Annotated in this window: 20 protein-coding genes; 2 read left to right on the forward strand and 18 right to left on the reverse strand. The window is 46.8% G+C overall.

Features of this window, described 5'->3' with window-relative positions; translation table 11 throughout:
- Window positions 1-3: 3 nt before the first annotated feature.
- Genes dapB through NSQ57_RS14390 form a run of 3 tightly spaced genes read right to left on the reverse strand, consistent with a single transcriptional unit; the run spans window position 4 to window position 1,737 of the window.
- Entirely contained in the window at window positions 4-807 is an 804-nt protein-coding gene (gene dapB / locus NSQ57_RS14380; RefSeq protein WP_029517359.1) for a 4-hydroxy-tetrahydrodipicolinate reductase, read from the reverse strand.
- 31 nt (window positions 808-838) lie between these two features.
- Window positions 839-1,357: a tetratricopeptide repeat protein gene (locus NSQ57_RS14385; RefSeq protein WP_029517358.1), complete on the reverse strand. Its 519-nt coding sequence runs from the start codon at window positions 1,355-1,357 to the stop codon at window positions 839-841.
- 50 nt (window positions 1,358-1,407) lie between these two features.
- Complete coding sequence (locus NSQ57_RS14390; protein WP_029517357.1) at window positions 1,408-1,737, reverse strand: nucleotide pyrophosphohydrolase; 330 nt, start codon at window positions 1,735-1,737, stop codon at window positions 1,408-1,410.
- A gap of 213 nt (window positions 1,738-1,950) precedes the next feature.
- Between NSQ57_RS14390 and NSQ57_RS14395 the strand changes: the two genes are divergently transcribed.
- The gene (locus tag NSQ57_RS14395) at window positions 1,951-2,820 is read left to right on the forward strand and encodes a YitT family protein (protein WP_029517356.1); all 870 of its coding nucleotides are present in this window, start codon (window positions 1,951-1,953) and stop codon (window positions 2,818-2,820) included.
- Window positions 2,821-2,896: 76 nt separating this feature from the next.
- On the opposite strand, the gene NSQ57_RS14400 is transcribed toward NSQ57_RS14395, so the two are convergent.
- The 8 genes from NSQ57_RS14400 to NSQ57_RS14435 all read right to left on the reverse strand — a co-directional run bounded on the left by NSQ57_RS14400 (window position 2,897) and on the right by NSQ57_RS14435 (window position 8,620).
- The gene (locus tag NSQ57_RS14400) at window positions 2,897-3,742 is read right to left on the reverse strand and encodes a sporulation protein YpjB (protein WP_039271103.1); all 846 of its coding nucleotides are present in this window, start codon (window positions 3,740-3,742) and stop codon (window positions 2,897-2,899) included.
- A 131-nt stretch (window positions 3,743-3,873) separates the two neighbouring features.
- Entirely contained in the window at window positions 3,874-4,518 is a 645-nt protein-coding gene (locus NSQ57_RS14405; RefSeq protein WP_342424968.1) for a DUF1405 domain-containing protein, read from the reverse strand.
- A 172-nt stretch (window positions 4,519-4,690) separates the two neighbouring features.
- Entirely contained in the window at window positions 4,691-4,870 is a 180-nt protein-coding gene (locus NSQ57_RS14410; RefSeq protein ID WP_013371655.1) for an IDEAL domain-containing protein, read from the reverse strand.
- Between the two features lie 22 nt (window positions 4,871-4,892).
- On the reverse strand, window positions 4,893-5,399 hold the full coding sequence (locus NSQ57_RS14415; protein WP_039271101.1) for a gamma carbonic anhydrase family protein: 507 nt from the start codon (window positions 5,397-5,399) through the stop codon (window positions 4,893-4,895).
- A gap of 52 nt (window positions 5,400-5,451) precedes the next feature.
- A complete protein-coding gene (locus NSQ57_RS14420; protein WP_069012435.1) occupies window positions 5,452-6,561 on the reverse strand; it encodes a hypothetical protein in 1,110 nt (369 codons plus the stop codon).
- A 166-nt stretch (window positions 6,562-6,727) separates the two neighbouring features.
- Window positions 6,728-7,330 carry a histidine phosphatase family protein gene (locus NSQ57_RS14425; RefSeq protein ID WP_342424969.1) on the reverse strand — a complete coding sequence of 201 codons (603 nt, stop codon included), beginning with the start codon at window positions 7,328-7,330 and terminating at the stop codon, window positions 6,728-6,730.
- 70 nt (window positions 7,331-7,400) lie between these two features.
- Entirely contained in the window at window positions 7,401-8,027 is a 627-nt protein-coding gene (locus NSQ57_RS14430; protein WP_307346106.1) for an anti-sigma factor, read from the reverse strand.
- Entirely contained in the window at window positions 8,024-8,620 is a 597-nt protein-coding gene (locus tag NSQ57_RS14435; protein ID WP_013310707.1) for an RNA polymerase sigma factor, read from the reverse strand. Before NSQ57_RS14435 ends, NSQ57_RS14430 begins: the two co-directional genes overlap by 4 nt.
- A gap of 682 nt (window positions 8,621-9,302) precedes the next feature.
- On the opposite strand from NSQ57_RS14435, the gene NSQ57_RS14440 reads away from it, so the two are divergent.
- The gene (locus NSQ57_RS14440; RefSeq protein WP_029517349.1) at window positions 9,303-9,917 is read left to right on the forward strand and encodes a class I SAM-dependent methyltransferase; all 615 of its coding nucleotides are present in this window, start codon (window positions 9,303-9,305) and stop codon (window positions 9,915-9,917) included.
- A gap of 288 nt (window positions 9,918-10,205) precedes the next feature.
- On the opposite strand, the gene NSQ57_RS14445 is transcribed toward NSQ57_RS14440, so the two are convergent.
- Genes NSQ57_RS14445 through trpD form a run of 7 tightly spaced genes read right to left on the reverse strand, consistent with a single transcriptional unit; the run spans window position 10,206 to window position 16,977 of the window.
- Window positions 10,206-11,294, reverse strand: coding sequence for a prephenate dehydrogenase (locus tag NSQ57_RS14445; protein WP_069012433.1), 1,089 nt, complete (start codon window positions 11,292-11,294; stop codon window positions 10,206-10,208).
- A 26-nt stretch (window positions 11,295-11,320) separates the two neighbouring features.
- Entirely contained in the window at window positions 11,321-12,424 is a 1,104-nt protein-coding gene (gene hisC / locus NSQ57_RS14450; protein WP_069012432.1) for a histidinol-phosphate transaminase, read from the reverse strand.
- A 58-nt stretch (window positions 12,425-12,482) separates the two neighbouring features.
- On the reverse strand, window positions 12,483-13,289 hold the full coding sequence (gene trpA, locus NSQ57_RS14455; RefSeq protein ID WP_340932488.1) for a tryptophan synthase subunit alpha: 807 nt from the start codon (window positions 13,287-13,289) through the stop codon (window positions 12,483-12,485).
- Window positions 13,286-14,482, reverse strand: a complete 1,197-nt coding sequence (trpB, locus tag NSQ57_RS14460; RefSeq protein ID WP_342424970.1) for a tryptophan synthase subunit beta — start codon at window positions 14,480-14,482, stop codon at window positions 13,286-13,288. Before trpB ends, trpA begins: the two co-directional genes overlap by 4 nt.
- Window positions 14,479-15,150, reverse strand: coding sequence for a phosphoribosylanthranilate isomerase (locus NSQ57_RS14465; RefSeq protein ID WP_342424971.1), 672 nt, complete (start codon window positions 15,148-15,150; stop codon window positions 14,479-14,481). Before NSQ57_RS14465 ends, trpB begins: the two co-directional genes overlap by 4 nt.
- The gene (gene trpC / locus NSQ57_RS14470) at window positions 15,147-15,941 is read right to left on the reverse strand and encodes an indole-3-glycerol phosphate synthase TrpC (RefSeq protein WP_342424972.1); all 795 of its coding nucleotides are present in this window, start codon (window positions 15,939-15,941) and stop codon (window positions 15,147-15,149) included. The genes NSQ57_RS14465 and trpC overlap by 4 nt, the downstream gene beginning before the upstream one ends.
- Entirely contained in the window at window positions 15,931-16,977 is a 1,047-nt protein-coding gene (gene trpD / locus NSQ57_RS14475; protein WP_342424973.1) for an anthranilate phosphoribosyltransferase, read from the reverse strand. The genes trpC and trpD overlap by 11 nt, the downstream gene beginning before the upstream one ends.
- Window positions 16,978-16,989: the final 12 nt, after the last annotated feature.

Here is a 16,989-nt window from a genome sequence, read left to right on the forward strand (position 1 = left end):
TTCTTAATCGATGTAATGCTCAAATCCATATACAAGCCCTGGCTGCTCCATGACCTTCTGAATACCGATTTTAACACCCGGCATATAGCCCGCCCGTTCATAAGAATCCTGACGAATCTTCAGAGATTGTCCAAACCCTCCGAATATCACTTCTTGCTGTGCGAACACACCGGGAAGACGGACACTGTGGACACGAAACCCTTGATAGTAACCTCCCCGTGATCCTTCTAACGTTTCTTCCTCTTCCGGGTTACCCTGTCGCAGCTCTTCACGCTGTTCGGCGATCAGCTCTGCGGTCTTAATGGCTGTGCCCGATGGCGCGTCCAATTTTTGGTCACCATGATATTCGATAATTTCCAGATGTGGGAAGTATTTCGCTGCCTGAGCCGCAAACCGCATCATCAAAATGACGCCAATTGAAAAGTTTGGCGCGATCAGACCACCAATTTGCTGCTCACGACACTGCTTGTCCAGTTCATCAATCTGTTCGGGAGTAAACCCTGTTGTTCCGATAACCGGACGAACTCCATGCTTGATAGCAAGCTCTGTATGTGCATATGCAAAACGCGGCCCCGTAAAATCGACCATGACATCCGCTCGGCTATCCAGTAATGCCTGCTCCACATCCTCCACAATAGCGATACCCGCTTCCGGTAGTCCGACGAGAAGGCCGGCATCACTGCCGGCATGTGTTCTGTTCACTGCGGCCACAAGCTGTAGTTCCTCATCTTGAAGAACCAATTTGACAACTTCACGGCCCATACGCCCTGCTGCTCCTACAACAGCCACTTTTATTGGTTCTGACATATCCCTACAACTCCTTATGCATCCATTTGTGCTAGATCTGTTCATTCATCTGCTGGCATAACTTCTTCATGAGGTTGGCAAGCTGCACATTGTGAGGAAACAGTGCAGCCGCCTCACGAGCAGCCTGCACAGCCAGCTTATACTCATTCATTTCGTCATAAATCAATGCGAGCAGCAAAAAAGCATCCCCACATAACGGATCGAGGGCTATTGCTCGTTCCAGTAACAAGATCGCATCCTGACGCACCTGCGGCGTAGCTCTGTCGACATCCAGCATTTTTCTGGCCTTCTCCGTATGCTGCCTGGCTTCCTGCGCATGTAGATGGAGAACATATTCATCCTGCTGTGGAGCGAGACGAACCGCATGCTCTGCATATGCGAGAGCCTGCTCCAAACGACCACTACGAGCATAGGTAACCGAGCACCGGAAATAATGCTCCGCATGATCAGGCTGAGCTGAAATTGCTTTTTCAAACCATTCCACGGCCTGCTCAAAATCGTTCTGCAAAATGCACTGATAAGCTTTCTGAACGTATTCCTCCGCCTTCATGACACTGCACCTCCGGGTAACCGGTTTGGTACAGCATATGTACAAAGCGCCTAATCGGTGTCCTTTTTGGTCCAACGATTCGCATCACGTGTGTTAAATTTATGCATAACCTTATCATGTGCCTCGGTCAAATTTATACCTAGCGAGTTCGCAAAGCAGATGGTGATGAACAAAATGTCCCCCAGCTCCAGCTCAATGGAATTGTCCGCCTCATCCGTTTTTTTCGGTTTCTCGCCAAAGGAGTGATTGACTTCCCTCGCCAGTTCCCCGACTTCCTCAGACATCCGGGCCAACATCGCTAAAGGGCTAAAATACCCTTCCTTAAATTGAGATATATACTGGTCTACCTCACGTTGAATTTCATCTAATGATTTTTCCATGAAACACGCAATCCCCCCATGTGCAGGTTTATTCATATGTTATCGTAAAGCACATTTTAAAACAAATTTTTTTTAATTGTGAACTTACGACCCCAACTTACTGTCATCAGTCTTTTAAAGCTACCGTAAAAAGGTATACTACATATAAGGAGCTGCGATTAGCAAAATCAGCATGAAGTCGTTCTTCCTTAAACTGCTACTGCGAGGGATTATATGAAGATATCCAAGTCCATGGAACAGCTTAAAATGATTTTACCCATTGTGCTCGGGACCGCCATCTATGCATTCGGTCTGCTTTATTTTATTATACCCAGTAAACTGATGGAAGGTGGTATTACTGGGATCACCCTGCTGCTCAATTATGCTTTTTCGATTTCACCCTCTCTCTCCACATTGCTTCTGAACATTCCTTTATTTTTAATTGGATGGAAAATGCTTGGGGGCAAGCAAATTCTATATACAGGGGTAGGTATTGGGTCGCTCACTTTTTTTCTGTGGTTGTATGAAAAAATGATTCATCTCGGATGGATGGGAACATTTCAAACTGAACACGATTTTATACTTTCTTCATTATATGCGGGGGTTACGCTTGGGGCCGGATTAGGTATTGTGTTCCGCTTTGGCGGCACCACGGGCGGCTCGGATATAATCGCTCGTATTCTTAACCGGAAGTTTGGCTGGAGTATGGGAAGGATTATGCTGGTCATTGATATCGTCATTATCGGTGCTTCACTACTTTACATACCAAAAGAAAAAATTCTATATACATTAGTCGCCGTGTTCATCGCGTCCAAGATTATTGATTTTATACAAGAAGGCGCCTATTCCGCCAGAGCCTTTATGATTATCAGCGACCACACGATGGACATTGCGGATATTATTATTAGAGACATGGATCGCGGAGTTACTATTATTCCGGCTGTAGGTGCATTTTCCAAGCAGGCCAAGCATGTTGCCTATTGTGTCGTGCCTCGTCAGGAAATACGACGTTTGCACCAAATTGTTAAATCGGTTGATCCACGGGCGTTTATTATCATACAGGATGTGCATGATGTACATGGAGAGGGGTTCAAAGAGGAATAGCCCGGAAATCCGGGCGATGGGCTAACATATATGGATGGCTCAGCAGCCAACGACGCGAATGTTCGAATTTGCATCGTTATCCAGAGAAACCAGCTCGATATTTACGATAACCTGCATAGACCAGCGCCAGCAGAACAATCATGCCGATTGCCAATTCTGCCCGGCGCTCACTTTCACGCGGGATAAATGGCGCCAGTGCAGTGGCGTCTTTTTCACGTCCAAACAAGGCATTAAACGTCGGATTTCCCTGATCCAACGCCCCTCTAATCGCTGAGGCATCTGCGTATTGCTGATCACCCAATCCTTTGACGTAGGAAATCCATGAATCAGCCCGGACAACCTCACTTGTTCTGCCATGTATCAATGCTGCTGTACGAATCGTCTCATAATGGTCCTCCAGCACTGCGGCTCCAGCTTTGAAACCCTTCATGTTACCTTTAGCAAACTGGCTGTTCAAACCGCTAACATCTTCTTTTAAAATCTTATAATACTGCTGCCATAAGGGCTGACGCGGATGTGCAAGCGCATCTGTCGCAAGTCGTAAATTGGCCGCAGCCTTCACCCACTCATCTGGTGATACTTGGACGGACTGTGTAGCTTGCTGCACCTCAAGGATGCTGCCGGACAAAGCATGAATGGCCTCTACAGATAACGCTGCCTGCACCTGTCCGGTGCCAAACCATCGACTCACCTCGGCTACATCCGCGCGCGCTTTTTCAATGTTCCCGTCCATCACATCCCGGTACAGTATCGCAGCTGCATGATCCAGTTCCTCAATTTCTTTTGTATTTCCTATGGGTTTTGATTGATCACGCGCTTCTGCCACACCTGGAGGGACGCAGACGGACAGCATCAGGACCATAGATAATACAACACTCGAAACAATACGTATCGTAATTTGAAACGTCTGACCCCTAATCATGGGACATCCCTCCTCACCTTACTGTATGGCAAGGTTACCGGGACTAGAACTTTCTTCAAAATCAAACCAAAACTTTGTGTAGCTAAATGATTAAAGCTCTTTCTTATTTTATGATCATCACGGATTCCTTTCTATTTCTTCACTTCTACTCTCATTCGATTGCGCGCAAACATGGCAAGCCATGCTGCTACGATACTGACAAGGGTGAGCATATAGGTAAACGCACGCACTTGCGGTACATTATCCATTAGCGTCTTTGGAAGATACGGATATATACCAAATGTATAATCCATCGTATCATTTAACAATGTCCAGAGTGCGGCTAGGCATAAAGCAGCCCATTTGCAGGTGAAAAAACGCACGAACAGTAACGCTTCGACCGCCATTGCCGTGTGAGATGCCACCAGCATCCAATCCTGCCATATCATATGTCCGCCCTGCGCAACTCCCCAAAAAATAATAGCTGAAGCCCATATGCCATATTTTACACTCGTGACAACAGCCAACGCCTCCATGATCTGTCGAATGACCTTCAAGCTCTTGAGACGCGGAGAATAGAGCAAAAATGCTATAGAGATCGTAAAAAACAGACTCGCCGTCGGACTATCAGGCACAAATACAATCTGCCACATCGGATGATAATTTAGAGTATATGCCAACTGCCCCCCATACCATATGTACCCATACACTGTTCCTACCAGATTACACCAGAACAGCAGCCATAAAAAAGGCCGGCTCGTCAAGAACGACCGGCTCCACAAATAAGATAACGACACGCCCTTCATCCTCCGTTCATACGACGGTTGCCTTGTACAGGCCCATCCTACAAAAACTATATCATATCCAAGCGTACCAAAAAAACCTGACCGCCGCTACAGTCAGGTTTGATGATTATAATCTCGAACTAACAATTGGTCTGAAATCCAACTTAGGGTTCCTAAGATTATTCTAACTCATTGCTTTCAGCTCATCCGTAAGATGACGAAAAGCTACTTCATCTCCGGAGGCTAGCGCCTCATCAATATCCTTGTAGAGTTTTTCACTCCGGTGTTTACGTAATGCCTCGTCCAAAACCATTTCAGCAGACAGGCCCAACATTACTTCATAAGTAACCTTCATTTTATCCATAGGATGCACCTCCAACATGAGTTTAAGAGATCCTATATTCTTTTCCTTTCGCCACATAGCTGAGTGCCGTTCGTGACATCCGCTGCAAATCTGCATCTGTCAATTCGCGCACCACTTTGGCAGGTGTACCGAGAGAAAGAGTATAGGGTGGTATTTTGGTATTTTCCGTAACGACCGACCCTGCTCCTATTAAAGCATATTCACCAAGCTCCGCTCCGTTGAGTACAATGGCCCCCATACCGATTAAAGTGCCTTTGCCTACCGTACAACCGTGGATTATTGCAGCATGACCTATCGAAATGTCATCCGCCAGCAACAGGGGCTGATCCGTGTTCACATGTCCCACGACACCGTCCTGAATATTGCAGCGTTCACCGATGATGATAGGCGCCATATCTCCGCGCAGTACGGCATTAAACCATACAGAGGAATCTTGGCCGATCGTTACTTTTCCGACAATTTTTGCTCCTTCTGCCACATAGACAGATGAATGGAGCTGTGGCATGTTTCCGGTATAGTGAATCAGCATCAACTTCACCCTCTCTTTTTGGGTGAAATTCTATCAACATGTGTGTTGCTTGTCAATGGAGCCGTATACCCGAGTCGTTCCGCCCAATGCGGCACTCTCCCGCCAACTTCAGCCCCCAGGCCGTCATCTGTACAGAGGGTCCCGTCGGATGTTCACCCTGACGAAGCATACCCAAGTGAAGCATCATTCGTATAATTCTCTGATCAAAGACCGAACGGGGCGTATCATAGTAAAACGGTCGAATCAGTGGGCCGATATGTACAAAAAGCGACTCTGAGGACGTCCACGGTCTGGCACATTCTCCAATCCAGTAGACTAGAGAAAGCAAATTAGGAACGGCTCCTTTATACAGTCTTAACCAAAACCTGAATAGCTGTATCATTTCTTCCTCAATTGTATGCTCCTGATGCGCTTCTCCCTTTGCTGTCAGCACAACCTGGTCCCCTTTCTCCTCGATGTACTTGGAGTGACGGGCATAATCATACAGTAGGGCCATTCGGTCTGGATAAAACTTAAAAGAGGAACCATACCCGAAACGCCATCCTCCCTTACCCAAAAGCGGCTCCGCAATGTGCAAATGCTCCATCAGCTGCTGCTGATTGCGACGATACCAAGCCCCCTCGGGATTTAGCGGGACCTCATGCTGCCCCATGTATTGAAGGAAAAGCCGTAAATCCTCTGCCAGTAGATGCCCTTCATCCCGGTACGATGACGGTTCGCTTACCCGTGTCATTCCGCTTTGGAAGTCATGTACCATAACACGTCGAAAGCGCTCCTTCATATCCAACGGAATTTGGAACAAATACCTCGTGTTGTGCGTCGAACCGTTGAACAACCAGCCACTAGAACGCAGACGGGTCACAATATCTCTTGGCCGCTCACCAGGATTTTCGTCCTCCTCAACAGACTGTTTGGCTATTGCAATCAATTCCTCCATGCTGAAATACGGTCGGTCATCGAACAGCAGTGCGTTCAAAAACCTTACCTCTGACAACCTCAGCTCCTTGACCTGCGCCTCAAAAAAACTACTGCTGCCGAGCTTCGTCAAAATCCCCTGGATCAACTCATGCTTGGAATTAGGTTTACAGTCACAATCGTAATACACCGCGATTCTGTTCAAATGCACAATATCCGCAAATGTCAGCATATCCGCCAGATTCATTGTTCCATCGCCTCGTCACTGGACTGTCATCCGGAATTGATTCTTACCTGTTGTACCCACAGCTTTGACGGATTGTTCAAACTCTAAACCTCTTTTTTTGCAAAGGTATAATTAAAAAACAAAAAAGACCACGACTTCTACGATGAGTAGAAGCCGTGGTCTTTTACTAACTTTTTGAGTTACAGTCACTTTTCTCTTGCAAATGCTTCGTGCAATTATACAAAAGTGGTGCCCAATCCATATCCTCACGCTGAAGTATACTAAGTGACAAATTGCCGATTCGTTCCGTGAATTTTTCCTGATACAGAGCCTTATACAAATTAGCCAAAAAACCGCCGTGGGAAACGACCAGCAGATTCTTGTCCCGATTTTCCGTCCAAATGGCCTCCATAAAACCTAGCCCGCGAAGCTGAAGATCCGCATCGCTTTCCTGCCCTAGATCCAGCAGATGCCAGTCGACTCCCCACTTCTCTTCACGCTCGGCCTGTGTCATGCCCTCGACCTGACCATAAGCACGTTCTCTTAGTCGATCATCAGATTCTAGCAACGGAAGATGCAGAGCAGAAGCAATAATCTCCCCGGTCTCTTTCGCTCTGGAGAGACTACTTGTAATAAGCCCGTCCCAATGATAAGACTCTCTCTTTAATCGTTCTGCAAGCAAGCGTGCCTGCTGGCGTCCTTCCTCATTTAACGGAATATCACTGTGGCCCTGGATTTTCCCTATCGCATTCCAATCCGTCAATCCATGTCTGATTAAGCCAATAAGCATCGTGTCTTTTCCTCCGCTGTTTTGTTATTCAGGCATTGTTATGAATTCATATTGGAGTCCAGCTGTCCTGCTAACTTCTGACCCTTCTCGTCCGATGGATCCAGCCCAGAGAAAATAAAGCAAGCGCAAGTGCCAATACAGACAACAGCATCCAGTATTGCGGATAAGTAGGAACAATGCTAGCAACCAGCGGGTCCATAATGCCACTATTCACATCTTTAATGTGGTATTGATATTGTGGAGATGTACTTGTAGTTTCCAACAGGCCTGTCGGTAAAATACCCGTATCCATGACAGGAGCTGCTTGAGGGGGATTTTCCTGAGAGGAGCTTCCATTCCAGTTCAAAAACAAAAAGCTGCATAAAAATACGGCCAAGAAGCCAGCGATCCATACAGACATATACTTACGGGCTGCTGGGTTCACACGCGCACGTCGATGCTCACCCGGAACAAGCCACGGTGATTCTTCATAAATTCGATCCATGACTCTGCGATTCATGGCCTCTAGCTTATCATCTGTTATTTCAAAGGAAATATCACGAATAGCGGATCGATTTTCTTTTGACAAATCCCACTCTTTTTCTTCCGAACCATGTTCCCACCCAGCAGACGAGCTTTTGGCCCGTCTGCGCTCCGAGTCTTGCTTCGATACATTTTTGCCTGTAGCGAACAAATCCTCAGTGTCCCTGGATTTCATTGGCTGCTCATCCCTTCGTTTTCCTCATAGAGAGGCTCAAAAAAATAAGGCTCCAACTGCGTCTTCACACTGGTTCTTGCCCGGAAAAGCAACGACTTCACCGCACTGACGGTCTGTCCTAAAATAGTCGCAATCTCCTGATAATCTAATTGCTCATATTCACGCAAAATCAGCGCAGATCGCTGCTTCTCAGGCAATCTATTGATCGCTTCACGAACCATCTCTACCTTCTCACCGCGAAGGACAGCCTGCTCCGGAATTACATCCGATGGAGCTACCGGTACATAACCGCTCTCCTCCAATGGAACCTGACCGCTACGGTGCTTGCGAAGCTCACTTAGCACCGTATTGCGTGCAATTGTATATAACCAAGTGGAGAACGATGCGTCTACCTCGCGAAAAGAGTGCAGGCTCCGATACGCTTTGTAAAACGTCTCCGAGCATAAGTCCTCAGCAATCATTTCCAGGTTCGAACTTTTCAGCATATGATAAACAAAAGCTAAAATTTTACGTTGGTGACGCCTCATTAATTCTGAATAAACCTCAACATTACCTTGTTTGATTTCCTGAATCATCTGGGAATCTGTCATCATCCGAGTGAGACCCTCCTCGCCCATACATGTGCTGTTTTCCCGTTCGATTCTGTCTATATATACCGAACAGGTCAAAAAAAGTTGCGCCCTCTGCGCAAATGGATGAAACAGCATCATGGAACATTTGTTATTTTCTTACCCTATGTAGTGCCAACATTAACGGTGCTATCCCCAACAATATTCAACGTCCAAAATGGACTTACCCATTGTACCACAAAATGACCGCCAGTAAAAAAGTCCAAAATCCCCACGATTTCCATCAATGCCTCCCTAACGCTGGCAACTAATTCATTTATACAGCTTTTCAATGGATTTTAAATTTTTTCAAGATTAAATGACAAACCTACTGAAAGCGTGCCATCAAATAAACCAATAAGGATAATTACACAAAAAAAGAAAACGCTTTAAAAAAATATTGACAAAATGAAAACGTATACATATAATAAAAGTACAGTATGGTTTCTCTCCACTCCTATCCTACTCAGCTACTTCACTAAAAGTAGCTACCACCCGGGGCTTTACCCGGGTGGTCTTTTTTTTGTTTTCCAATACTCCTCTTTACCTTACTCACCTACCCCATATGTGGGTTGATAAAATACATCAATATTTCACCAATTATTTGGTTGTCCTATTAAAACACATTATTATATAATTAATTTTTTCAATAGATAGGGGGCAGGAAATGAATAATAAGTGGAACAAGGCTGTATATAAGATTTGGTCTCCAATTTATGATAACTTTTTCAATTCAGGTAGCTTCCTCAATTCTAGAAAGATCATATTTCAAGAAAAGTCATTTAATAGCGAGCAAAAAATACTTTTTGTAGGTGTAGGAACTGGAGCAGATTTAGAATTAATAAATCACTACGGGCTGGATATTACTGCCATAGATTATTCACCTGAAATGCTTAACAAAGCAAAAGATAAATTTGCCAAAACATCCATAAAATTCTTGGAAATGGATGCTCAACAAATGAATTTTATGGATGAGCAATTTGATATAGTAGTAGGAAGTTTAATTCTCTCAGTAGTACCTAACGCAAATAAATGCTTCGATGAGATGGTGCGGGTTTTGAAAAAAGACGGGGAAATTATTATTTTCGATAAGTTTTCTCCTAAAGGAAAAAAGCCCTCATTATTCAAAAAAACGATAAGGCCCGTTATTAAGGTGTTAGGAACCGATATAGGGTTGAATTTTGAAGAACTGTTTGAAACCCAAAAAACAAAACTGCGGATCAAAGAGGATGCACCTATAATGTTCAACGGTATGTATAGAAAGATAGTAATTACAAAATAACGCGTAGCTCCACTACCTCTTCAAGTAACAAAAAAGCGAGCGAAGAGAACCTTCACCCGCTTTAGATCTTTTCTTACTACTTCACTCCCAGAAAGTGTGGTGCTTTTAAGGCGGTCCATAGCGTAGAGGTTCATTTGAATCTGGAGAAGCGGAGCGCTCGCCTTTGCCTGCGGGATTTTCCCCTTTGTACATATATTCAGAAAATCCGCAGACAACAGCGATCGTAAGATCAAATGAATCGCGGAGCGCAGTCCCTCCTTTAACGAACACTCATACTTTCTTCACCCTTTATACCACCACTTTATAGCCCATCGAATCCAGCAGTGTCTTGGCACGCTCCCAATCCTGCTCTTGACGGAAGGAAAGCCGCATGATGCCTGGGACATCCTCCCGGCTTTCAATGATTTGCATATTGCTCAGATTAATGCTGTGATTCCCCAGTTCCATAGCAATTCGCCCGATAATCCCTGGGGTATCCGGTACATCAATATACAGATCAAACGTAGAGACGATGACTCCTTTACGACGCTCTGGCAGTTCACTGCGGAAGTGCCCAGCTGTTAAAAACTCGTCAGCGATTCCCTCACCGTCTTGTATTCTCAGTAAATGGGTAAAACGCTCAATCTGTCCGTTCCATTCTTCCAACAGACCTAGTAAAACTTCACGATTGCTCAGTAAGATGTCCCGCCACACAACCGGATCACTAGAGGCTATCCGTGTAATATCACGGAACCCACCGGCAGCCAATGTACGGTACAACGGATTTTCATCATTGTGCTTTCGCACCTGATTCACCAGCGCTGCTGCAATAATGTGCGGAAGATGGCTAATCGCACCGACAATGTCATCGTGCATAGCTGGTTCGACACGCACAACATGAGCATTAGTATATTTTAATAAACGTTCCAGCGAGCAGTATGCTTCCTCAGGCACACCCTCTGCCGGGGAAAGCACATAATATGCATTTTCAAACAGCAACGCGGAAGCAGCCTTTACACCGGAACGCTCCGAACCGGCCATCGGATGACCACCGATAAAGTAAGCATTGCGCAAAGAAATTTCTGATGCTTTTTTGGCAATTGCCGATTTCGTGCTGCCTACATCAGTGATAATACAACCCGCTTTAAGCGGTAGCCTGCTTAACAGTTCGAGATAATACTCCAATAAGCCCACAGGTACGCATAAAAAAATAAAATCGGCATCCTCTGCCGCTTCTTCAACCGAAAGAGTCGCGGTGTCCACGACACCACGGCTTAACATCGGTTCCATCAGTTCAGGGAGATGGGCATGGCCGACAACCGAAATATCCGGCTTCCCTTTAAAACAAAGTGCGAGGGACCCACCTATCAGTCCCACGCCGAAAATGGCAATCTTCATCAATTATCAAATCCCATCTGCGGAAATTATAGGCGTACTTTCGCCGCTTCCGCCCCCAGGACCTGTTCCAGCGCACGAATAAACAACTCATTTTGCGGTTGTGATCCAACGGACACTCTAATATATGTCGGATATTTGTGATGACCTGCGCGAATAATCACACCTTTACGAAGCAACTCCTGGAATACCTCACCGGATGGACGACGTACATCCAGCATAATAAAATTACCATGTGCTGGGAAAGACTCCAATCCCAGACGCTTCAGCTCATTTTGCAAATAAGCTCTGCCCTCTGCATTACGATCCCGGCATTCTTGAACAAATTCCTGATCTTCCAAAGCAGCAATAGCCGCAGCCTGTGCTACCCGTGAAGTATTAAACGGTTCACGAACCTGATTTATCAAGCGAATAATTGACTCAGCTCCCATACCATAACCAATGCGAAGCGAAGCAAGGCCATAGATTTTGGAGAAGGTGCGAAGTACAACCAGATTTTCATACACTGGCAACAAACGAATGCCGTCGGGATAAGAACGATCCGTCACAAACTCGGCGTAAGCTTCATCCAGCACAACCATGATATGCTTTGGTACTTGGTTCAAAAACGCAATCAGCTCCGCTTCGGGTACAATCGTGCCCGTCGGGTTATTTGGATTACATATCCAAATAATTTTTGTACGGTCATTGATGTGGGACAGCATAGCATCCAAATCATGTACACCATCACGCAAAGGCACCTCAACTGCAACCGCTCCCTCAATTTCCACGTTACTTTTATACACGGAAAATGTCTGATCGGCCATGATGCTTTCTTCTCCAGGAAGGAGGAAAGCACGCGTAATCAACGCAATAATTTCGTCAGAGCCACAGCCATAGATAAACTGTTCCTCTTTTAAACCCGTCCGTTTAGCTAGTGCCTGTGTCAAAGCTACCGCACTTCCATCAGGATACACACTAATGTTAGCAAACTCCTGCTGAATAGCCTGCAATACTTTAGGAGAGCTACCATACGGATTCTCATTCGAGGCGAGCTTGATGACTTCATCGAGTCCCAGCTCACGTTTTACGTCTTCAATCGGTTTACCGGGCTGATATACTGGCAAATGTACAATATGCGGTTTAGGTTGCATGCCCCTACCTCCTCTATCCAATCAGAACTATATTTACTACTTTATATTTTGACACCCATTATTGCTTTAATTGTGCCACAAAATTATGAATTTGCAAAAGACCTTCTTGCCTGCGTGCAGAATCATTCAGTAGCGGAATGGCCTCCTCTACCTGACGTACAATAGCACTGCCGACTACAACTCCATCACAAATGTTTGAAAACCGGGCTACCTGTTCTTGAGTAGAAATCCCGAAGCCGACCGCTACCGGAATATCCGTATGCCGTTTGACCTGCGCGATAAAGCCCTCTATACCTTCAAAAAAGGAAGCTCTTTCCCCAGTTACACCCAGCGAGGATACACAGTATACAAATCCACGGGCCTGACGGACAATTCGCTCGATCCGCTGTTCAGACGTTGGAGCCACCAGAGGAATCAGATGCACACCCACCTCTGCTGCCCGTCCTCCCAGCTCCTCCGCTTCCTCAAGCGGAAGGTCCGGAATAATAAGACCGCTGATACCGTGCTCCTGCAAGCCTGCAAAGAAAGCATCCATCCCCATCTGTAATACAGGGTTATAATACGTGAACAGAATAAAAGGCAGGTTTGAACCTGCCGCCCTAGCCAGAGAAGCTGTCTCCATGCACGTGCGGATGGAAATTTGCCGTTTCAGTGCACGCTCAGACGCGCGCTGAATTACAGGTCCATCAGCCAGCGGGTCGGAATAGGGTACACCCAGTTCCAATATGTCAGCTCCGGCCGACTCTAACTGCCGAATGATCTCTATCGTCGTATCCACATCCGGGTCGCCTACCGTCAGAAAAGGAATTAATGCCGTTTTGCCTTCATTTTTAAGGCGATCAAACGCCTGATCAATTAAATTCATGACGGATTTCCTCCCAAATACTTGATAATGGAGTCCACATCTTTATCCCCGCGTCCAGACAAACAAATAACGATAATATCATCTGCCGTCAACGTGGGTGCCAGCTTGACAACCTGCGCAACTGCATGTGCCGACTCTAATGCAGGAAGTATTCCTTCGGTACGGCAGAGGAGCTGAAGCGCATCCAGCGCTTCCTGATCCGTGATCGGAACATATTGGGCCCGCTCAATATCTTTCAGGTATGAATGCTCCGGTCCAACACCTGGATAATCCAGTCCAGCCGAGATGGAATGCGCAGGTTGCACTTGTCCGTACTCATCCTGAAGCAGATAACTCATAGAGCCTTGGAAGACCCCTTGTGTTCCCTTGGTCATCGTAGCTGCATGGAATTCTGTTTCGACACCTTTTCCAGCGGCCTCCACGCCAATCAAAGCGACACCCTGATCCTCAATAAAAGGATAAAACATGCCGATGGCATTGCTTCCGCCACCGATCGCTGCCACGATGACATCCGGCAATCTGCCTTCCTTCTCTAGGATCTGGCGACGCGTTTCATCACCAATCACACGTTGGAAGTCCCGCACCATCATTGGATATGGATGCGGGCCGACAGCCGAACCCAAAATATAAAACGTATCATGGACATGGCTGACCCAGTAACGCAAGGCTTCATTACCAGCATCCTTAAGTGTACGTGTACCCGATGTCACTGGAATGACCTCTGCACCCAAAAGCTGCATCCGAAAGACGTTCAATTGCTGGCGCACAGTATCCTCTTCGCCCATAAACACCTTGCATTCCAATCCGAGCAACGCAGCCACAGTTGCTGTCGCGACACCATGCTGTCCTGCGCCAGTTTCAGCAATAACCTTCTGTTTACCCATACGCTTCGCCAGCAATCCCTGAGCTAATGCATTATTGATTTTGTGAGCACCGGTATGATTTAAATCTTCGCGCTTCAGGTAAATTTTAGCCCCGCCCAAATGCTGGCTCAGACGCTCCGCATGATAAAGCGGCGTTTCCCGACCAGAATAGTCCTTTAGGAGCTCGTTCAACTCTGCTTTAAACTCGGGATCATCCGCGTACTTACGGTAGGATTCCTCCAATTCAATCAGTGCGTTCATCAACGTTTCCGGTACAAAACGTCCTCCAAATGTTCCAAAACGTCCGTTGTTATCAGGTAATTGTGTCATGCCTGCTTCACCCTTTCTACGAATGCTGTGATTTTTGCAATGTCCTTGACTCCGTTCGTCTCTACACCGCTGGATACATCCAGCCCTTCGGGATGATACTCATGAACCAGCTTTTCCACATTATCAGCAGTCAGCCCGCCGGCTACAAACAAAGGAATTCCATGTTGATGGGTCCAAGCCTGATAGGCAGGAATTCGATCCCACGCAAACGTTTTTCCAGAACCGCCACCATACAGGGGATCGTATGTATCGAGCAGTAAAGCATCAATTGTTCCGACATAGGCATCCAATTCGTCCGCCGAGCGTTCTCTCTGTCCTTGACTGTCCACAGACCATGCCTTGAATACCTGTATACCAAAATACTCCCTGATTTCCCGACAGCGCTCTGGACTCTCCTGTCCATGCAGCTGTATGACATCCAAGGGTGCTTTCTCCATCACATCATTTAACAGTGCATCACCAGGGTTCACAAATACGCCCACGCTGCGCGGTCTGCTGCCTGAGGTCCATTCATCCAATACGCGAAGCAGCTCTCCAGCCTGTACGCCGTCAATCCGGCGCTTGCTGTCGGCAAACACAAAACCTAAATAATCGACCGGTAAGTTTACCATAGATTTTAGCACTTCAACGCTTTGAAGTCCACAAATTTTTACGCCCGTTTTGTTCATACTTTAATCCCGTCCATCAATTCGGTTACAGCCTGTCCCACATCTTCCTTGCGCATCAGATGCTCCCCTACCAGGATGCCGTGTGCACCCACCGAATGCAGATACTTTACATCTTCCGGTCCAGCAATTCCGCTCTCACTGATGAACGTAATCCCTTTAGGAATTAGTGAGATCAGCTCCTCCGTCGTCTGGAGACGAGTCTCGAATGTTCGCAGATTTCGATTATTTACGCCAATCAAGGTTGCTGTCCCCAGCTCCAGCACCGCTTTAAGCTCCTCACTGTCATGCACCTCTACCAATGCGTCCAGCCCAAGGTCCTTGGCGATTTGTAAAAAGGACCCTAATACACGCGGTTCCAGTATAGCGGCAATCAACAGCACCGCATCCGCTCCCAGCAAACGAGCTTCATATATTTGCCGTTCATCAATGATAAAATCCTTTCGCAACAGCGGAATCTTCACCTGATCGCGAATCTGCTGTAAATATTCAGGACTTCCCTGAAAATACGTCACATCTGTCAGTACAGAAATGCAATCCGCTCCTGCTCCCTCATATGCACGTGCAATGTCCACCGGATGGAAATCCGGTCGAATCAGCCCTTTGGATGGGGAAGCATTCTTCACCTCAGCAATCAGTCCGAGCGGACGGTTGCGCCCGCTCGCGATCGCATTTTCGAATCCTCTCGTCGCAGGTAAATCAGCAATTAATCGTTCAGCTTTACTTATTTGAAAATGCTCCTTAAGCTGCTCCACTTCTTGTCGCTTCGTCACCACAATTTTATCAAGATACATATTGATATTCCCCCGTTGCCTGTATTAATTGGTCCAGCTTGGAAAGTGCCCGTCCAGAGTCAATGGCTTCGGCCGCTCGTGCTACTCCGTCCGTCAAGGTAGCTGCTGTGCCTGATACATAAATGCACGCTCCTGCATTCGCTAACACAACATCCCGATAAGCTCCATGCTCTCCGTTTAAAATTCGTCGTATGATATCTGCGTTAACCTGTGCGTCACCGCCCAGCACCTGATCAAGAGAATGCGTCTGCAAGCCCAAATCCGACGGATGAAGCTCGAACGTGTGAACCTTGCCGTCCCTTAGCTCGGATACTCGTGTCGCAGCTGAAATGCTAATTTCATCTAGTCCATCCAGACTGCTGACAACCATGGCCCGTTTGGAGCCTAGCCGGTTCAATACCTCGGCAATGACTTCCGTTTTGCTGGCGTCATAAATGCCCAACAACTGCCGATCCGCACCAGCCGGATTCGTCAATGGACCCAGCATATTGAATACCGTCCGCACACCCAGTTCGCGGCGCGGCGCGGCGGCATGCTTCATAGACGGATGATACAGCTGTGCGAATAAAAAGCAGATGCCGATTCGGTCCAGACATGACCTAGCCTGATCACTCGTCAAATGAATGTTGACTCCCAATGCCTCCAGGACATCAGCGCTCCCGGCACGGCCACTTGCAGAACGGTTGCCATGCTTTGCTACCCGTACAGACACCGAAGCTGCGATGATCGCGGATATCGTGGAAATATTAAACTTGTGAATACCCGAACCTCCAGTACCACATGTGTCCAGCAGACGACCGCTGCCTTCTTCAGCTTGCACTGGACTAGCGTAGCTACGCATAGCCTCGGCAAAACCAGTGATTTCATCTACCGTTTCCCCTTTGAGGCGAAGAGCCGTCAGTAGCCCGCCAATTTGCGCCTGTGTAGCACTTCCACTCATAATCTGTTCCATTACGCTACGGGCCTCCGTACGCGAAAGATGCTGTCCCTCCATGATCCGGCTTAACCCCACTTGCATCATGTCATGTCGTTCCATTGTCGTCTCCTC

The sequence above is a fragment of the Paenibacillus sp. FSL L8-0502 genome, assembly GCF_038593055.1.
Classification (GTDB): domain Bacteria; phylum Bacillota; class Bacilli; order Paenibacillales; family Paenibacillaceae; genus Paenibacillus; species Paenibacillus polymyxa_D.